This window comes from Variovorax paradoxus, assembly GCF_022009635.1.
In the GTDB taxonomy this organism is placed as follows: Bacteria; Pseudomonadota; Gammaproteobacteria; order Burkholderiales; family Burkholderiaceae_C; genus Variovorax.
The window spans coordinates 1,254,187-1,274,117 of record NZ_CP091716.1 but is presented as its reverse complement, the minus strand read 5'-3'; the positions used below and the strand labels follow the sequence as shown (position 1 = coordinate 1,274,117).

Here is a 19,931-nt window from a genome sequence, read left to right as displayed (position 1 = left end):
TCAGACCACCACCAGCTGATGGTTGGCCAGCAGCGTGGCGAGGTCGACGCTCACGCCGTTCAGCGTGAGCAGCGGCGTCATCGCATGCGCGCCGCCCGCGCCGTCGCGGTCGATGCTCAGCACGGTGCCGCCGTTGGACTGTGTCAGCTGCAGGTAGTTGCCGATCGGGTCGCCGGTGTGGGCGGCGTAGTCGGTCAGCAGCGAAGAGAGGTCGATGCGGTCGGCATCGGCGTTCGACTCGAAGCTTGCGACCTTGAAGCCGTTGACTTCGTCGAAGCCGTTGCCGCCGGTGGCGCTGGCGGCGGACAGCAGCTTGTACAGCAGCGTCTCGTGCCCCTGCTGGCCGTTGGCCGCCAGGTCGACGGTGTGGCCGGTGTCGGCTAGCGCCGCCGTCTTTTCGGCGGCCAGCGGCTGTGCCGTGTCCTGCTCCTGGGCCAGGGCGAACGACTGGATGCCGGTGCTGCCCGTGCCGCCGATCAGCAGCTGGCCGTTGCCCAGCAGCGTCTCCAGCGAGGTGGTCACGCCGGTGAGCGTGAGCAGCGGCGTGGTGAAGTTGCCGGTGCCGGCCAGGTCCACCGAGATCACGGTGTTGCCGCCGGAGTTGGTCACGTGGATGTAGTTCAGCAGCCCCGCGGAGGACGGGTCGAGCACGTAGTTGCCGGTGGCCGCGTCGCGGTAGACGTGCGCGGTGCCGGTGTAGCCCGACAGCAGCCCGCCCAGGTCGATGAGGTCGGCGTCCACGCTGGCGGCATTGGCCATGCTGCCGAGCGTGAAGCCGTAGGCCACGTCGCTGCCGTTGCCGCCGGTGGCCTTGTCGGCGCTGTTGATCAGGTTGTAGACCAGCCGGTCGTTGCCCGCGTTCAGCCCCAGGTAGTAGCTGTCGTTGCCGCCGCGGCCCTCGAACATGTTGTCCTGCAGGCTGCCCACGAAGGTGTCGGCGAGCGCGCTGCCGCGCACGCCTTCCACGTTGTTCACCGTGCCCAGGATGCCCCAGCCCGTGACCAGGTTGGTCGTCAGGTCCACGCCCACGCCGAGCGGGGCATTGCGGAAGTCCACGATGTCCATGCCGCCGGTGGCCGACCATGTCTTTGTCTCGCCCGGCAGCAGCGGCGTGCTCCAGCCCCCGCCGCCGTTGTAGATCGTGCTGCCGCCCGCCACGTTGCCCACCACGTAGGTGTCGTTGTAGCCGGTGCCGGTCATCACGTTGGGCAGCAGCGTGGAGGTGTCGGTGGTGGTCAGCACCTGGGCGCTGGTGGCGTCGCCGGGCGCCACGCTCCAGCTGAACGTGGACGACGCGCCGTTGCTGTTGGCCAGCAGCTTCACCGTGTAGGTCTGCGTGGGGTCCAGCCCGAACACGTTGACGATGCCCGAGCTGTCGTTGCCCCAGTTGCCCGACTGCGGATTCAGGATCTGCGTGGACACCAGCGTGCCCTGCGCGTTGAACACCTGCACCGTGTTGCCGAAGTAGACGTTGTTGCCCTGCGCGTTGAGGATGCGCAGGTGCAGCGAGGTGCCGTCCTTGACCTGGTTGGTGTTGGCGATCAGCTGCGTGGCGGTGTTGCCGTTCATGCCCACCAGCAGGTCGATGTCGCCGTCCCAGTCGTAGTCGGCCGCCGCGATGCTGTTCACGCTGTTGGCGCCCACGCTGGCGAGTTGCCGCGTGGCCCAGGCGCCCGCCGCTATGTTGCCGCTGTTGGTGTAGAGGTTGGCCACGCCGGTGGCGTAGTCCAGCTCGATGGCGTCCATGCGCCCGTCGCCGTTCCAGTCGACCGCCACCGAGGCATCGCCGGACAGCGTGTCGTTGGCCACCGCGATGCCGGTGGTCGACAGCGTGCCCGCGTTGTTCAGGTAGACCCTGCTCGCGGCGCCGGCCCGGGTGTTGTTGATGTACAGGTCCAGCCAGCCGTCGTTGTTGAAATCGGCCCAGGTGAGCGAGACCGGGTCGGAGGAGTTCAGCGTGTTCGCGTTGGTGCCGAACACGTCGTTGATGGCCTGCGACTCGGTCCAGTTGGCGCCGTTGAGGCTGCTCTTGCCGTTGTTGGTCAGCAGGGTCAGCGTGTAGTCGTTGTTGTTGCCCAGCGTGGTGGTGGTCGTGCTGTGCAGCGCGAGGTCCACGCGCCCGTCGTTGTTCAGGTCCACGCCCGAGACCTCGCGGCCGGTCTGCAGGTTGGCGATGCCCGCCGCGGTCAGGCCGATGCCGGTGCTGTTGCCGTAGGGGCTGAACACGCCTGCCGTGTTCTTCAGGAACGAGGCCGAGTCGGCCGCGCCGTCGCCGACGATGGCGTCCGCGAAGCCGTCGCCGTCCATGTCGATCACCGCCACGCCGCCGTAGGACACGCCGGTCAGGCCGGTGCCCACCGCGCCGGGTGTGTAGCCCAGGCCCAGCAGCCCGGTCCACAGCGGCGTGCTGTTGGTGCCGCCGGCGTTGTTGTCGGTGCCGATGGCGTCGAGGATGCCGTCCAGGTTGTAGTCGAAGAAGGAATACGCGGTCGAGCCGCCGCCCGAGAGCAGCTGCACCGCCAGGTCGGTGGTGCTGTAGGAAGTGCGCGAGGTGCCGTTGTAGATGGCCTGGTCGCCCGCGAAGCTCCAGTTGCCCAGCGCGTTGATGGCCATCGCGCCGCCGTAGCCGGTGGTATTGCTGGTGCCGTGCGCGCTGGCGGCAGCGGACAGGTGGTCTAGCACCGGCACCACGTCCAGTTGCGTGGTGCCGCTCATGCGGCTCTGGTTGCCCGCCGCATCCCACACCACGTAGCCCAGGCGGTAGGAGTCCGCGGAGGCGCCGAGCGCGACCGAGATCGTCCAGGTGCCGCCGGCGCCGACCACCGCCGTGCCCAGCACCACGTCCACGCCTTCGGTGTAGATGCCGTCGTGGTTCACGTCGTTGATGAGCGCCACCGTGGTGCCCACTTCGGCCGTGCCGCTCACCGCGCTGCTGAAGACCGCCGTGCCCGGGGCGATGGTGCGGTCGCCGTCGGAATCGATGGTGGCGGCGTTGGCCAGGCCGGGCGCCGAGAGGCCGAGCACCGGCGCGAGCAGGTCGACGGTGTAGGTCACCGTGCTGGCCGTGCCGTGCGTGCCGTTGGCCGTGTTGTCGATGCGCACCTGCGCGGCCACCGTGGCCGAGGCGGCATAGGCCGGCGGCTCGTAGCTCCAGGTGGTGGCGCCGGCCGTGCTCTGCACCGTGACCCAGGTCAGGCCGCCGTCCAGGCTGATGCGCACCGCCTCGTTGGCGTCCAGCGGCCGCGCGATGGTGCCGCTCAGCAGCGGCGTGTTGTCGCGCGTGACGAAGTCGGTGTTCAGCGCGGAGCTGTCGGAGTAGCCGCCCGCCACCGTCACGCCGGTGTCGGTGGCCAGCGCGGTGAGCGTGGCCAGCGCGTCCACCGTGAGCGTGAAGGGCGTGCCCGGCAGGGTCTCGTTGCCGGCCGCGTCGACCAGCGTCACCGTGTAGGCGTGCAGCCCGAAGCCCAGCACCGGCGGCGCGTAGGTCCAGCTGGTCTGGCCGGCGGTGAGCACCAGGGTCTGCACCAGCACGCCGTCCTGGTAGATGCGCAGCCTGTCGCCGGCCGCGACGCCGGCGGTGATGGTGCCGTTGAGCACCGGCGTGGTGTCGTCGGTGATGGCGCCGTTCAGCAGCGTGCCGGTCACCGGGCCGACGTTGTCGAGGAAGCTCGCCACGGCCGCGACCTGCGAGGGCGGCGTCAGGTCCACCACCACGGCCTGCGAGCCGGTCGCGCCGATGTTGCCGGCCGCGTCCACCACGCGCACCTGGTAGGTGTAGGTGCCGCCGGTGAGCACGCGCGCATCGACGAAGGACCACGTGCCGCCCGTCACCACGAGATCGACCCAGGCGGTGCCGTTGATGCTGATCTGCGCTTTCTCGCCCGCGCCCAGCGTGCCCACGGTGCCGTTCACGGTAAGCGAGGTGTCGTTGGTGAGGAAGTCGGTCGCGCTGACGCCGGTGTCGTCGGCGATCGAGACGATCTTGATGGGCGCCGTCGGCGGCGTGGTGTCCACCGTGATGGTGAAGCCCGCCGAGGCCGCCGCCTGGTTGCCCGCCGCGTCCGTCACCACCGCGGTGTAGACGTGCGTGCTGCCGTTGGCCAGCACCGGCGTGGCGAAGGTCCAGCCGGTGCCGCTGACGGTGGCGTTGCCGATGTAGGTGGCGCCGTCGTAGATGCGCACCGTGTCGCCGGCCGCCAGCGCCGCGCTGAGCGTGCCGTTGAGCACCGGCGTGGTGTCGTCGGTGGGCACGCCGCTGCCGAAGTTGCCGACGTTGATGCCCACGTCGTCGCTGAAGCTCGCGATGAGCGTGGTCTGCGCGGGCGGCGTGGTGTCGATGGTGAGCGAGAAGGCGGCCGAGGCCGTGCCCTGGTTGCCGGCCGCGTCGGCCACCACCGCCGTGTAGGTGTGGGTGCTGCCGTTGGCCAGCACCGGCGTGGCGAAGGTCCAGGTGGTGCCGGTGACGGTGGCGGTGCCGATGAGCGTGGCGCCGTCGTAGATGCGCACCGTGTCGCCCGCGCCGAGCGCCGCGCTCAGCGTGCCGTTGAGCACCGGCGTGGTGTCGTCGGTGATGGTGCCGCTGCCGAGGTTGCCCTGGAAGATGCCGACGTTGTCGGTGAAGGTGGCGATCAGCGCCGTCTGCACCGGCGGCGTGGTGTCGATGGTGAGAGAGAAGCCCGCCGAGGCCGTGCCCAGGTTGCCGGCCGCGTCGGCCACCACCGCCGTGTACGTATGCGTGCTGCCGTTGGCCAGCGTCGGCGTCGCGAAGGTCCAGGTGGCGCCGGTGACCGTCGCGTTGCCGAGGAAGGTGGCGCCCTCGTAGATGCGCACCGTGTCGCCGGCCGACAGCGCGGCGCTGAGCGTGCCGCTGAGCACAGGCGTGGTGTCGTCGGTGGGGGTGCCGCTGCCGAAGCTGCCCTGGTTGGTGCCCACGTCGTCCAGGTAGGCGGTGATCGCGGCGGTCAGGGTCGGCGGCGTGGTGTCGACCGTGAGCGCCAGCGGCGCGGAGGCCGTGCCCTCGTTGCCGGCCGCGTCGGCCACCACGGCCGTGTACGTGTGCGTGCTGCCGTTGGCCAGCGTCGGCGTCGCGAAGCTCCAGGTGGTGCCGGTCACCGTGGCGGTGCCGACGAGGGTCGCGCCGTCGTAGATGCGCACCGTGTCGCCAGCGGCCAGCGCGGCGCTGAGCGTGCCGGTGAGCACCGGCGTGGTGTCGTCGGTGCTGGTGCCGCTGCCGAAGCTGCCCTGCAGGATGCCCACGTCGTCGGTGTAGCCGCCGATGGTGGCGGTCTGCGCCGGCGGCGTGATGTCCACCGTGAGCGTGAAGGCGGCCGAGGCGGTTCCCAGGTTGCCGGCCGCGTCGGCCACCACCGCGGTGTAGCTGTGGCTGCTGCCGCCGGCCAGCGCGCTGGGCGCGAAGGTCCATGTGGTGCCGCTGACGGTGGCGTTGCCGATGTAGGTGGCGCCGTCGTAGATGCGCACCGTGTCGCCCGCCGCCAGCGCCGCGCTCAGCGTGCCGTTGAGCACCGGCGTGGTGTCGTCGGTGACCGTGCCGCTGCCGAAGTTGCCTTGGAGGGTGCCGACGTTGTCGGTGAAGTTGGCGATGACCGCGGTCTGCGCGGGCGGCGTGGTGTCGATGGTGAGCGAGAAGCCGCCCGAGGCCGTGCCCAGGTTGCCGGCCGCGTCGGCCACCACCGCGGTGAAGTTGTGCGTGCTGCCGTTCGCCAGCGCGGCGGTCGCGAAGCTCCAGGTGGTGCCGCTGACCGTGGCGTTGCCGATGTAGGTGGCGCCGTCGTAGATGCGCACCGTGTCGCCCGCCGCCAGTGCCGCGCTGAGCGTGCCGTTGAGCACCGGCGTGGTGTCGTCGGTGACGGTGCCGCCGCCGAAGTTGCCCTGCAGGACGCCCGCGTCGTCGGTGAAGCTGGCGATCGCCGTGGTCTGCGCGGGCGGCGTGGTGTCGATGGTGAGCGTGAAGCCGGCCGAGGCCGTGCCCAGGTTGCCCGCCGCATCGGCCACCACCGCTGTGAAGTTGTGCGTGCTGCCGTTGGGCAGCGCCGCGGTCGCGAAGCTCCAGGTGGTGCCGGTGACGGTGGCGGTGCCGAGGAAGGTGGCGCCGTCGTAGATGCGCACCGTGTCGCCCGTGGCCAGCGCTGCGCTGAGCGTGCCGGTGAGCACCGGCATGGTGTCGTCGGTGCTGGTGCCGCTGCCGAAGCTGCCCTGCAGGATGCCCACGTCGTCGGTGTAGCCGCCGATGGTGGCCGTCTGCGCCGGCGGCGTGATGTCCACCGTGAGCGAGAGGCCGGCCGAGCGCGGGCCTTCGTTGCCGGCCGCGTCGGCGACTGCCGCCGTGTAGGTGTGCGTGGTGCCGTCGGCCAGGGCCGGCGGCGTGAAGCTCCAGGTGGTGCCGGTCACGGTCGCGGTGCCCACCAGCGTGGTGCCGTCGTAGATGCGCACCGTGTCGCCCGTGCCCAGCGCCGCGCCCAGCGTGCCGGTGAGCGTGGGCGTGGTGTCGTCGGTGCTGCTGCCGCTGCCGAAGCTGCCCTGGATGGCGCCGACGTTGTCCGTGTAGCCGCCGATGGTGGCGGCCACCGTGGGCGCTGTGGTGTCGACGGTGAGCACGAGGGCCGTGGAGGCCGTGCCCTCGTTGCCCGCCGCGTCGGCCACCACGGCCGTGTAGCTGTGGGTGCTGCCGTCGGTCAGGGCCGGCGGGGTGAAGGTCCAGCTCGTGCCTGTGACCGTGGCCGTGCCGACCAGCGTGGCGCCGTCGTAGATGCGCACCACGTCGCCCGTGCCGAGCGCCGCGCTGAGCGTGCCGGTCAGCGTCGGCGTGGTGTCGTCGGTGCTCGTGCCGCTGCCGAAGCTGCCCTGGATGGTGCCGACGTCGTCGACGTAGCCGCCGATGGTGGCGCTCTGCAGCGGCGCGGTCGTGTCGACCGTGAGCACGAGGGCCGTGGAGGCGGTGCCTTCGTTGCCGGCCGCGTCGGCCACCACGGCCGTGTAGCTGTGCGTGCTGCCGTTGGCCAGTGCCGGTGGCGTGAAGCTCCAGGCGGTGCCCGTGACGGTGGCGGTGCCCACCAGCGTGGCGCCGTCGTAGATGCGCACCACGTCGCCCGTGCCCAGCGCGGCGCTCAGCGTGCCGGTCAGCGTCGGCGTGGTGTCGTCCGTGCTCGTTCCCGTGCCGAAGCTGCCCTGGAGGGTGCCGACGTCGTCGGTATAGCCGCCGATGGTGGCGGTCTGCGCCGGCGGCGTGGTGTCGACCGTGAGCACGAGCGCCGGCGAGGCCGTGCCCTGGTTGCCCGCGGCATCGCTGACCACCGCCGTGTACGTGTGCGTGCTGCCGTTGGTCAGCGCCGGCGGCGTGAAGCTCCAGGTCGTGCCTGTGACCGTGGCCGTGCCGACCAGCGTGGCACCGTCGTAGATGCGCACCACGTCGCCCGTGCCCAGTGCCGCGCTCAGCGTACCGGTGAGCGTGGGCGTGGTGTCGTCGGTGCTCGTGCCGCTGCCAAAGCCGCCCTGGATGGTGCCGACGTTGTCGGTGTAGCCGCCGATGGTCGCCGTCTGCGCGGGTGGCGTGGTGTCCACCGTGAGCGTGAAGGCCGGCGATGCCCCGCTTTCGTTGCCCGCCGCATCGGCGACCACGGCCGTGTAGCTGTGCGTGCTGCCATCGGCCAGCGCCGGCGGGGTGAAGCTCCAGGTCGTGCCGGTGACGGTCGCGGTGCCCACCAGCGTGGCGCCGTCGTAGATGCGTACCGTGTCGCCCGTGCCCAGCGCGGCACTCAACGTGCCGGTCAGCGTCGGCGTGGTGTCGTCGGTGCTCGTGCCGCTGCCGAAGCTGCCCTGCAGCGTGCCGACGTCGTCGGTGTAGCCGCCGATGGTGGCCGTCTGCGCGGGCGGCGTGGTGTCGATGGCGAGCACCAGCGGCGCGGAGGCCGTGCCTTCGTTGCCGGCCGCGTCGGCCACCACGGCCGTGAAGCTGTGGGTGCTGCCGTCGGCCAGGGCCGGCGGCGTGAAGGTCCAGGTGCTGCCCGTGACCGTGGCCGTGCCGATGAAGGTGGCGCCGTCGTAGATGCGCACCGTGTCGCCCGTGGCCAGCGCCGCGCTCAGCGTGCCGGTCAGCGTCGGCGCGGTGTCGTCCGTGCTCGTGCCGCTGCCGAAGTTGCCCTGCACCGTGCCCACGTCGTCGATGTAGCCGCCGACGGTGGCCGTCTGCGCGGGCGGCGTGGTGTCGATGGTGATGGTGAAGCCCGTCGACGCCGCGCTCTGGTTGCCGGCCGCGTCGGCCACCACTGCCGTATACGTGTGTGTGCTGCCGCTGGCCAGCGTGGGCGTAGCGAAGCTCCACGTCGTGCCGCTGACCGTGGCCGTGCCCACCAGCGTTGTGCCCTCGTAGATGCGCACCACGTCGCCCGCGGCCAGCGGTGCGCTGAGCGTGCCGGTGAGCACCGGCGTGGTGTCGTCGGTGCTGGTGCCGCTGCCGAAGCTGCCCTGCAGCGTGCCGACATCGTCGGTGTAGCCGCCGATGGCCGCCGTCTGCGCGGGCGCGGTGGTGTCCACGGCCAGCGCGAAGGCCGGCGACGGCGTGCTTTCGTTGCCGGCCGCGTCGGTCACCACCGCCGTGTAGCTGTGCGTGCTGCCGCTGGCCAGCGCGGGCAGCGCGAAGGTCCACGTCGTGCCGGTCACGGTGGCCGTGCCGACCAGCGTGGTGCCGTCGTAGATGCGCACGAACTCGCCCGTGCTCAGGCCCGCGCTGAGCGTGCCGTTGAGCACCGGCGTGGTGTCGTCCGTGGGCACGCCGCTGCCGAAGCTGCCCTGGTTGGTGCCGATGTCGTCGGTGTACGAGACCACCGTCGCGAGCTGAGACGGCCCGGTGGTCAGCACGCTGAGCGTGAAGTCCGTGGACGGCGCGCCTTCGTTGCCGGCCGCGTCGGCGACCACCGCCGTGTAGGTGTGCGTGCTGCCGTTCAGCAGGCCCGGGGTCGCGAAGGTCCAGGTCGTGCCGGTCACCGTCGCGGTGCCGATCAGCGTGGTGCCTTCATAGATGCGCACCACCTCGCCCGCGTTCAGTGCCGCGCTCAGCGTGCCGTTGAGCACCGGCGTGGTGTCGTCGGTGGTCGTGCCGCTGCCGAAGTCGCCGGTTTGCGCGCCCGCGTTGTCGGTGTAGCTGAGGATCGCGGCTGTTTCAGCGGGTGCCGTGGTGTCCAGCGTGAGGGTGAGCGCGGGCGATGCGGCGCCCTGATTGCCGGCCGCATCGGCGACCACCGCCGTGTACGAATGCGTCACGCCTTCGGCGAGCGCCGGCGGCGAGAAGGTCCAGGTGCTTCCCGTGACCGTGGCGGTGCCGACGAAGGTGGTGCCGTCGTAGATGCGAACCGTGTCGCCCGTGCCCAGCGCGGCACTGAGCGTGCCGGTCAGCGTAGGCGTCGGGTCGTCGGTGGTGCCGCTGCCGAAGGTGCCTTGCACCGTGCCCACGTCGTCGATGTAGCCGCTGATGGTGGCGGTCTGCGTCGGCGCAGTGGTGTCGACGGCAATGACGATGCCGGCCGAGGGCGTGCCTTCGTTGCCTGCCGCATCGGCGACCACCGCCGTGTAGGTGTGCGTGCTGCCGTCCGCCAGCGCCGGCGGGGTGAAGCTCCAGGTAGTGCCGGTCACCGTCGCGGTGCCGACCAGCGTCGTGCCGTCGTAGATCCGGATCACGTCGCCCGTGCCTAGAGCAGCGCTCAACGTGCCGGTGAGCGTAGGCGTCGTGTCGTCGGTGCTCGTGCCGCTGCCGAAGGTGCCCTGCACGATGCCGACGTTGTCGACGAAGCCGCCGATGGTGGCCGTCTGCGTCGGCGCGGTCGTGTCGACGTTGATGACGATGGCACTCGACGGCGTGCCCAGGTTGCCCGCCGTGTCGGCGACCACGGCCGTGTAGCTGTGCGTGCTGCCGTCCGCGAGTGCAGTCGGTGTGAAGCTCCATGTGGTGCCGGTGACCGTCGCGGTGCCGACGAAGGTGGTGCCGTCGTAGATGCGCACCGTGTCGCCCGTGCCGAGCGCGGCACTCAGCGTGCCGGTGAGCGTCGGCGTGGTGTCGTCCGTGCTCGTGCCGCTGCCGAAGGTGCCCTGCACCGTGCCGACGTTGTCGACGAAGCCGCCGATGCTCGCGGTCTGCGTCGGTGCCGTGGTGTCGACGGTGATCGCGATGCCGGTCGAAGGGGTGCCTTCGTTGCCAGCGGCATCGGCCACCACCGCGGTGTACGTGTGCGTGCTGCCGTCCGCGAGTGCAGGTGGGGTGAAGCTCCACGTCGTACCGGTGACCGTCGCGGTGCCGACCAGCGTCGTGCCGTCGTAGATGCGCACCACGTCGCCCGTGCCGAGCGCGGCGCTGAGCGTGCCGGTCAGCGTCGGCGTGGTGTCGTCGGTGCTAGTGCCGCTGCCGAAGCTGCCCTGCACCGTGCCCACGTCGTCGACGTAGCCGCCGATGCTCGCTGTCTGCGTCGGCGCCGTCGTGTCGATGGTCAGCGTGAAGCCCGCGGAAGCTGCGCCCTCGTTGCCCGCCGCGTCCGTCACCACGGCGGTGTACGTGTGCGTGCTGCCGTTGGCCAGCGCCGGCGGCGCGAAGGTCCAGGTGGTGCCGCTCACGGTCGCGGTGCCCACCAGCGTGGTGCCGTCGTAGATGCGCACCACGTCGCCCGTGCCCAGTGCCGCGCTCAATGTGCCATTGAGCACCGGCGTGGTGTCGTCCGTGGTGGTGCCGCTGGCGAAGTCGCCCTGGTTGGTGCCGGCGTTGTCGGTGTAGGTGGCGATGGCCGCGGTCTGCGCCGGCGGCGTGGTGTCGATGGCGATGACGATGCCGGCCGAAGGCGTGCCCTCGTTGCCGGCCGCGTCGGCCACCACCGCCGTGTAGGTGTGCGTGCTGCCGTCCGCCAGCACCGGCGTGGCGAAGCTCCACGCGGTGCCGTTCACGGTCGCGGTGCCGACGAAGGTGGTGCCGTCGTAGATGCGCACCGTGTCGCCCGAGCCTAGAGCCGCGCTCAGCGTGCCGGTGAGCGTGGGCGTGGTGTCGTCCGTGCTGGTGCCGCTGCCGAAGCTGCCCTGGTTGGTGCCGACATCGTCGATGTAGCCGCCGATGGTGGCCGTCTGCGTCGGCGCGGTGGTGTCCACCGTGATCACCAGGCCTGCCGACGCGCTGCCCTCGTTGCCCGCGGCGTCGGCCACCACCGCCGTGTAGGTGTGGGTGCTTCCGTTGGCGAGCGCAGGCGTGGCGAAGGTCCAGGTGGTGCCGGTCACGGTGGCCGTGCCCACCAGCGTGGTGCCGTCGTAGATGCGTACGACCTCGCCCGCGCCGAGCGCCGCGCTCAGCGTGCCGTTGAGCACCGGCGTGGTGTCGTCGGTGGGTACGCCGCCGGGGAAATCGCCTTGGTTGGCGCCGACGTTGTCGGTGTAGCCGGTGAAGCTCGCGCTCGCGGTGGGCGCCGTGGTGTCGACGGTGAGCGCGAGCGGCGCCGAAGGCGTGCCCTCGTTGCCCGCGGTGTCGGTCACCACCGCCGTGTAGCTGTGCGTGCTGCCGTTGGCCAGTGCCGGCGGCGTGAAGCTCCACGTCGTGCCGGTCACCGTCGCGGTGCCCACCAGCGTGGCGCCGTCGTAGATGCGCACCGTGTCGCCCGTGCCAAGAGCAGCGCTCAGCGTGCCGGTCAGCGTGGGCGTGGTGTCGTCGGTGCTCGTTCCCGTGCCGAAGCTGCCCTGGATGGTGCCGACGTTGTCGGTGTAGCCGCCGATGGTGGCGGTCTGCGCCGGCGGCGTGGTGTCGACCGTGAGCACGAGCGCGGCGGACGCCGTGCCCAGGTTGCCCGCCGCGTCGGCCACCACCGCCGTGTAGCCGTGGCTGCTGCCGTCCGCCAGTACCGGCGTGGCGAAGCTCCAGGTGGTGCCGTTCACGGTCGCGGTGCCGACGAAGGTGCTGCCGTCGTAGATGCGCACCGTGTCGCCCGCGCCGAGCGGCGCGCTCAGCGTGCCGTTGAGCACCGGCGTGGTGTCGTCGGTGGGCACGCCGCTGCCGAAGCTGCCCTGCAGCGTGCCGACGTCGTCGGTGTAGCCGGTGAAACTGGCGGTCTGCGCCGGCGCCGTGGTGTCCACGGTGAGCGTGAGGCCGGCCGAGACCGCGCCCTCGTTGCCGGCCGCGTCGGCCACCACCGCCGTGTAGGTGTGGGTGCTTCCGTTGGCCAGCGCAGGCGTCGCGAAGGTCCAGGTGGTGCCGGTCACGGTGGCGGTGCCCACCAGCGTGCTGCCCTCGTAGATGCGCACCACCTCGCCCGCGCCGAGCGCGGCGCTCAGCGTGCCGTTGAGTACCGGCGTGGTGTCGTCGGTGACGGTGCCGCTGCCGAAACTGCCCTGGACGATGCCAGCGTCGTCCGTGTAGCTGGCGATGGCCGCGGTCTGCGCCGGCGGCGTGAGGTCCACGGTGAGCGTGAAGGCCGGCGAGGCCGTGCCCTGGTTGCCGGCCGCGTCGGTCACCACCGCCGTGAAGCTGTGGGTGCTGCCGTCGGCCAGCGCTGCGGTCGCGAATGTCCAGGTGCTGCCGGTGACGGTGGCCGTGCCGACGAAGGTGCCGCCGTCGTAGATGCGCACCGTGTCGCCGGTGCCGATCGGCCCGCTGAGCGTGCCGTTGAGCACCGGCATGATGTCGTCGGTGCTCGTGCCGCTGCCGAAGTTGCCCTGGTTGGTGCCCACGTCGTCGGCGTAGCTGGCGATGAGCGCGGTCTGCGCCGGCGGCGTGGTGTCCACCACCACGGTGAAGCCGCCGGAGGCCGTGCCCAGGTTGCCGGCCGCGTCGGCCACCACCGCCGTGTAGGTGTGGATGCTGCCGTCGGCCAGGGTAGGCGTGGCGAATGTCCAGGTGTTGCCCGTGACGGTGGCGGTGCCCACCAGCGTGGTGCCCTCGTAGATGCGCACCACCTCGCCCGCGGCCAGCGGTGCGCCGAGCGTGCCGTTGAGCACCGGCGTGGTGTCGTCCGTGGGCACGCCGCTGCCGAAGTTGCCCGTGATGCTGCCCGCGTCGTCGGCGTAGCTCGAGATGGCGATCGTCTGCGTGGGTGCCGAAGTGTCCACCGTGAGCGCGAAGCCGGCCGAGGGCGTGCCCTCGTTGCCGGCCGCGTCGGCCACCACCGCCGTGTAGGTGTGGGTGCTGCCGCCGGCCAGCGCGGGCGGCGAGAAGGTCCATGTCGTGCCGGTCACCGTCGCGGTGCCGACGAAGGTGGTGCCGTCGTAGATGCGCACCGTGTCGCCCGCGGCCAGCGCCGCGCTCAGCGTGCCGTTGAGCACCGGCGTGGTGTCGTCGGTCGGGACACCGCCGGGGAAGTCGCCCTGGTTGGCGCCGACGTTGTCGGTGTAGCTGGCGATCATCGCGGTCTGCGCCGGCGCGGTGGTGTCGATGGCGATGACGATGCTGGCCGAGGGCGTGCCTTCGTTGCCCGCCGCATCGGCGACCACCGCGGTGTACGTGTGCGTGCTGCCGTCCGCGAGTGCCGGCGGCGTGAAGCTCCACGTCGTGCCGGTCACCGTCGCGGTGCCCACCAGCGTCGTGCCGTCGTAGATGCGGATCACGTCGCCCGCGCCTAGAGCAGCGCTCAACGTGCCGGTGAGCGTAGGCGTCGTGTCGTCGGTGCTGGTGCCGCTGCCGAAGGTGCCCTGCACCGTGCCGACGTTGTCGACGTAGCCGCCGACGCTGGCCGTCTGCGTGGGGGGCGTGGTGTCGATGGTGATGGTGAAGGCCGGCGAGGCGGTGCCCTGGTTGCCGGCCGTATCGGCCACCACGGCCGTGTAGCTGTGGGTGGTGCCATCGGCCAGCGCCGGCGGCGTGAAGCTCCAGCTCGAGCCGCTCACCGTCGCGGTGCCGACCAGCGTGGTGCCGTCGTAGATGCGCACCACCTCGCCCGTGCCCAGCGGCGCGCTCAGCGTGCCGTTCAGCGTCGGCGTGGTGTCGTCCGTGGTCGTGCCGCTGCCGAAGCTGCCCTGCACGGTGCCCGCGTCGTCCGCGTAGTTCACGATGGCGGCGGTCTGCGACGGCACGGTCGTGTCCACCGTGAGCGCGAAGGCCGGCGACGCCGTGCCGAGGTTGCCGGCGGCGTCGGCCACCACCGCCGTGAAGCTGTGCGAGCTGCCGTTGGCCAGCGCGGAGGTCGTGAAGCTCCACGTCGTACCCGTCACGGTGGCGGTGCCGATGAAGGTGGCGCCGTCGTAGATGCGCACTGTGTCGCCGGCCGCCAGCGCGGCGCTCAGCGTGCCGTTGAGCGTGGGCGTGGTGTCGTCGGTGGTGCTGCCGCTGGGCAGGTTGCCCTGCACCGTGCCGACGTCGTCGGTGACGCTGCCGATGCCCGCGGTCTGCATGGGCGGCGTGGTGTCGATGGTGAGCGTGAAGCCGGCCGAGGGCGTGCCTTCATTGCCCGCCGCGTCGGCGACCACCGCCGTGTAGGTGTGCGTGCTGCCGCTGGCCAGCGTGGGCGTGGCGAAGCTCCACGTCGTGCCGCTGACCGTGGCCGTGCCCACCAGCGTGGTGCCTTCGTAGATGCGCACCACGTCGCCCGCGGCCAGCGGTGCGCTGAGCGTGCCGGTGAGCACCGGCGTGGTGTCGTCGGTGCTGGTGCCGCTACCGAAGCTGCCCTGGTTGACGCCCACGTCGTCGGTGTAGCCCGCGATACCTGCCGTCAGCGTCGGCGGCGCGGTGTCCACCGCGAGCGTGAAGGCCGGCGACGGCGTGCTTTCGTTGCCGGCCGCGTCGGCGACCACCGCCGTGTAGCTGTGCGTGCTGCCGCTGGCCAGCGCGGGCAGCGCGAAGGTCCACGTCGTGCCGGTCACGGTCGCGGTGCCGACCAGCGTGGTGCCGTCGTAGATGCGCACGACCTCGCCCGCAGACAACGATGCGTTCAGCGTGCCGTTGAGCACCGGTGTGGTGTCGTCGGTGGGCACGCCGCTGCCGAAGTTGCCCTGGTTGGTGCCGACGTCGTCGGTGTACGAGACCACCGTCGCGAGCTGAGACGGCCCGGTGGTCAGCACGTTGAGCGTGAAGTCCGCGGACGGCGCGCCTTCGTTGCCGGCCGCGTCGGCGACCACCGCCGTGTAGGTGTGCGTGCTGCCGTTCAGCAGGCCCGGCGTCGCGAAGGTCCAGGTCGTGCCGGTCACCGTCGCGGTGCCGATCAGCGTGGTGCCTTCGTAGATGCGCACCACGTCGCCCGCGTTCAGCGCGGCGCTCAGCGTGCCGTTGAGCACCGGCGTGGTGTCGTCGGTGGTCGTGCCGCTGCCGAAGTCGCCGGTTTGAGCGCCTGCGTTGTCGGTGTAGCTCAGGATCGCGGCTGTTTCCGTGGGAGCCGTGGTGTCCAGCGCGAGGGTGAGCGCGGGCGACGCAGCGCCCTGGTTGCCGGCCGCATCGGCGACCACCGCCGTGTACGAGTGGGGCACGCCTTCGGCGAGCGTTGGCGGCGAGAAGGTCCATGTCGTGCCGGTCACCGTCGCCGTGCCGATCAGCGTGGTGCCGTCGTAGATGCGCACCACATCGCCCGTGCCGAGAGCAGCGCTGAGCGTGCCGGTGAGCGTGGGCGTGGGGTCGTCGGTGGTGCCGCTGCCGAAGCTGCCTTGCACCATGCCCACGTCGTCGATGTAGCCGCCGATGGTGGCGGTCTGCGTCGGCGCGGTGGTGTCGACCGTCAGCACGAGCGCCGGGGATGCGGTGCCCTGGTTGCCGGCCGCATCGGTCACCACCGCGGTGTAGCTGTGGCTGCTGCCATCGGCCAGCGCGGGCGGCGTGAAGGTCCATGCGGTGCCGGTGACCGTGGCGGTGCCGACGAAGGTAGTGCCGTCGTAGATGCGAACCGTGTCGCCCGTGCCCAGCGCGGCGCTCAGCGTGCCGGTGAGCGTGGGCGTGGTGTCGTCGGTGCTCGTGCCGCTGCCGAAGCTGCCCTGGTTGGTGCCGACATCGTCGGTGTAGCCGCCGATGGTGGCGGTCTGCGTCGGCGCGGTGGTGTCGATGGCGATGACGATGCCGGTCGAGGGCGTGCCTTCGTTGCCTGCCGCATCGGCGACCACCGCCGTGTAGGTGTGCGTGCTGCCGTCGGCCAGCGCCGGCGGCGTGAAGCTCCAGGTGCTTCCCGTGACGGTGGCCGTGCCGACCAGCGTCGTGCCGTCGTAGATGCGGATCACGTCGCCCGCGCCCAGAGGCGCGCTGAGCGTGCCGGTCAGCGTGGGCGTGGTGTCGTCCGTAGTCGTGCCGCTGCCGAAGGTGCCCTGCACGATGCCGACGTTGTCGACGAAGCCGCCGATGCTCGCGGTCTGCGTGGGCGCCGTCGTGTCGACGTTGATGACGATGGCACTCGACGGCGTGCCCAGGTTGCCCGCCGTGTCGGCCACCACGGCCGTGTAGCTGTGCGTACTGCCGTCGGCCAGTGCCGGCGGCGTGAAGGTCCAGGTGCTTCCTGTGACGGTGGCCGTGCCGACCAGCGTGGTGCCGTCGTAGATGCGGATCACGTCGCCCGTGCCAAGCGGCGCGCTGAGCGTGCCGGTCAGCGTGGGCGTGGTGTCGTCCGTGCTCGTGCCGCTGCCGAAGGTGCCCTGCACCGTGCCGACGTTGTCGACGTAACCGCCGATGCTCGCGGTCTGCGTCGGCGCCGTCGTGTCGATGGTCAGCGTGAAGCCGGCCGAGGCCGTGCCCAGGTTGCCGGCCGCATCGACCACCACCGCCGTGTAGGTGTGCGTGCTGCCGTTGGCCAGCGCCGGCGTGGCGAAGGTCCACGTCGTGCCGCTCACGGTCGCGGTGCCTACCAGCACGGCGCCGTCGTAGATGCGCACCACCTCGCCCGTGCCCAGCGCCGCGCTCAGCGTGCCGTTGAGCACCGGCGTGGCGTCGTCGGTGACGGTGCCGCCCGGGAGATTGCCCTGGTCGGCGCCCACGTCGTCGGTGTAGCTGACGATCGCGGCGGCCTGCGTCGGCGCCACGTTGTCCAGCGTCACGGTGTGGGTGTCGGTGGCGGTGTTGAGCGCCAAGTCCTGCACCTGCGCCTGGATGGTCACCGGGCCGTTGGTCAGGCCGCTGATGTCGACGGCGTTGGCGGTCCAGGCATTGCCCGCGACCACGGCCGTGGCCGTCACCGTGTGGGTGCCGTCGCTGAAGGTGATGGTGACGGTCTGGCCGTTCTGCACGTTCTGCGTGGTGCCGCTGACCACCAGCGCATGGTCTTCCGACGCGTTGACCAGGTCGTCGCCGGCCACCGGCGAACCGATGGCGATGGCGGGCGGGGACGTGCTCACGCCGTAGGCGTGGGTGGCGGTGCCGGTGGCGGTGTTGCCGGCCGCGTCGGTGGTGAGCACGCTGGCGTCCACCGTGTGGTCCGCGTCGGCCACCAGGTCGCTGCCGGCCACGTCGATGTGCCAGTTGCCGCCGGCGTCGACGGTGCCGCTGTAGCTCACGCCGTTGATCACCAGCGTGACCACGTTGCCGGCCTGCGTGCCGGTGGCGGTGCCGCTCACTGTCACCGTGGTGCCGGCCTCGGCGGCGTTGATCACGTTGTCGGGCGTGATGGGCCCCACCGTGAGCACGGGCGCGGCCAGCGTGGTGTCGACGGTGGCGCTGTCGGTGGCCGGCGGCGCCGAGACGTTGCCCGCCAGGTCGCGGCTGGTGGCGCTCACGTTGATCGTGGCGCCCTCGGCCGGGTTGGCGAAGCTCACGTTGATGTAGCCGTTGGCCAGGTCGGCGGCGACCAGCGTGACGCTCACCACATGGCTGCCGTCGGTGACGTCGATCACGTCGCCCACCGCCGCGCCGGACACCAGCGTGACCCTGACGGTCACGTCGGGGCCCTTCTCCGCGGCGTTGATGAAGCCGTCGTTGTTGGCGTCGTTCACGATGGTCACGGCGATCACCGGCGCCACGCTGTCCACCGTGGCGGTGGTCTCGGCGCTGGTGTTGCCGGTCGGGTCGGTGGCCGTGACGTGCAGCACCGTGCCGTTGGGCGGCACGGTGGCCGGCACGATGCTGTAGGTGCCGCCGGGCTGGGCGGTGGCGCTGCCGATCACGTGGCCGTTGCCGTCGGTCACCGTGACCAGCGAGCCGGGCTCGGCCGTGCCGGTGATGGGGCTGCCGCTCGTGGGGTTCACCGTGGGCGCGCCCGGCGCCACGCTGTCGACGGTGACGGTGGCCTCGGGGCCGGTGTTGCCCGACGCGTCGGTGGCCGTGACGTGCAGCACCGTGCCGTTGGGCGGCACGGTGGCCGGCACGATGGTGTAGCTGCCGTCGGGCGCCGCGGTGGCGCTGCCGATGACATGGCCGTTGCCGTCGGTCACCTTGACCAGCGAGCCGGGCTCGGCCGTGCCGGTGATGGGGCTGCCGTCGGTCAGCTGCACCGTGGGCGCGGCAGGCGGCACGCTGTCGACCGTGACGGTGGCCTCGGCGCTGGTGTTGCCGGCCGGGTCGGTGGCGGTGACGTGCAGCACGGTGCCGTTCGGCGGCGCGCTGACCGGCGTGATGCTGTAGGTGCCGTTGGGCGCCACGGTGGCGCTGCCGATGACGTGGCCGTTGCCGTCGGTCACCGTGACCACCGCGCCCGGCTCGGCCGTGCCGGTGACGACGCTGCCGTTGGTCGGCTCGACGGTGGGCGTGGGCGAGATGGCGTCGATGGTGGTCGAGGCCGGCGCGCTGGCGTTGCCTGCGGCGTCGGTGGCCACGGCGACGATCACCGTGCCCTGCGCCGGCGGCGTGGCCGGCGTGAAGCTGAAGACGCCGTCGGGCCCGGCGGTGACGCTGCCGATCACCACGCCGCCGGCGGTCAAGGTGACCACCGAGCCGGCCTCGGCCGTGCCGGTGATCGGGTTGCCGTCGGTCGGGTTGAGCACCGGCGCCGCGGGCGGCGTGCGGTCGACCGCGGTGGTGGCCTCGGCGCTGGTGTTGCCGGCCGCGTCGGTCGCGGTGACGTGCAGCACCGTGCCGTCCGCCGGCGGGGTGGCGGGGGTGATGGTGTAGGTGCCGTCGGCGCCCGCGGTGGCGCTGCCGATGACGTGGCCGTTGCCGTCGGTCACCGTGACCACCGAGCCGGCCTCGGCCGTGCCGGTGATGTGGCCGCCGTCGGTCGGCTTCACCGTGGGCTGCGCGGGCGGCGTGGCGTCGACCGTGGCTGTGGCCGGCGGGCTGGCGTTGCCGGCTGGGTCCGTGGCCACCACGTGCAGCACGGTGCCGTCGGGCGGCGGCGTGGTCGGGGTGATGGTGTAGCTGCCGTCGGCACCGGCGGTGGCGCTGCCGATCACGCGGCCATTGCCGTCGGTGACGGTGACCAGCGAGCCGGGCTCGGCCATGCCGGTGATGGCGCGGCCGTTGGTGGGCCGTACCGTGGGCTGCGCGGGCGACGTGGTGTCGCCCTGGCCCGGCGGCGGGAATTGCAGCGCGCCGGGGCCGTCGCCACCGCCGCCGCTGCCGGAGACCGCCGCCGCCGCGGCCAGCCCGCCGCCGATGACCCAGGGCAGCGCCGACAGGTCGAAGCCCTGTTGCAGCAGCAGCGGTTCGACCGAATCGATGCCCGAATAGCCCACGGCGAGTTCGCCCTGCTGCGCGTCGCCCAGGTTGGCGAACCATTTGCCGCCGTCTTCGTCGAGCAGCACCAGGTCGCTTTTCTCGCGGCCGGCGTAGGGGGCGAAGAAACCGTGGATGGTGACGACCTCGCCCGAGGCGGTGGTGATGAGCAGATCGTCGCCGGCGCGGCGCATCGACCGCACCTGGCTGCGCGGCAGCTCTATTCGGACGACCGATGCCTCTGTCAGGGAAATTTCGTTGGAGGCCGGAATTTTGTTGACCGCACCACCGCGCTTTTCAATTACTTCCAACGAGACCATTCACGCTCCCATCGTCAGATTATTTAATTCCCCAGGCTCCCGAGGGCGCCAAAGAAAACGAAATCTAACAACCCTGACAGGTTTTGCAA

The 19,931-nt window shown here is 71.6% G+C and carries 1 protein-coding gene; it reads right to left on the bottom strand.

Annotation, left to right across the window (positions count from 1 at the left end):
- Positions 1-19,842 carry an Ig-like domain-containing protein gene (locus tag L3V85_RS06000; protein ID WP_237678478.1) on the bottom strand — a complete coding sequence of 6,614 codons (19,842 nt, stop codon included), beginning with the start codon at positions 19,840-19,842 and terminating at the stop codon, positions 1-3.
- Positions 19,843-19,931: the final 89 nt, after the last annotated feature.

Coding starts and splice junctions, on each gene's coding strand:
- L3V85_RS06000 (WP_237678478.1), bottom strand. CDS start 19,842: ATGGTCTCGTTGGAAGTAATTGAAAAGCGCGGTGGTGCGGTCAACAAA.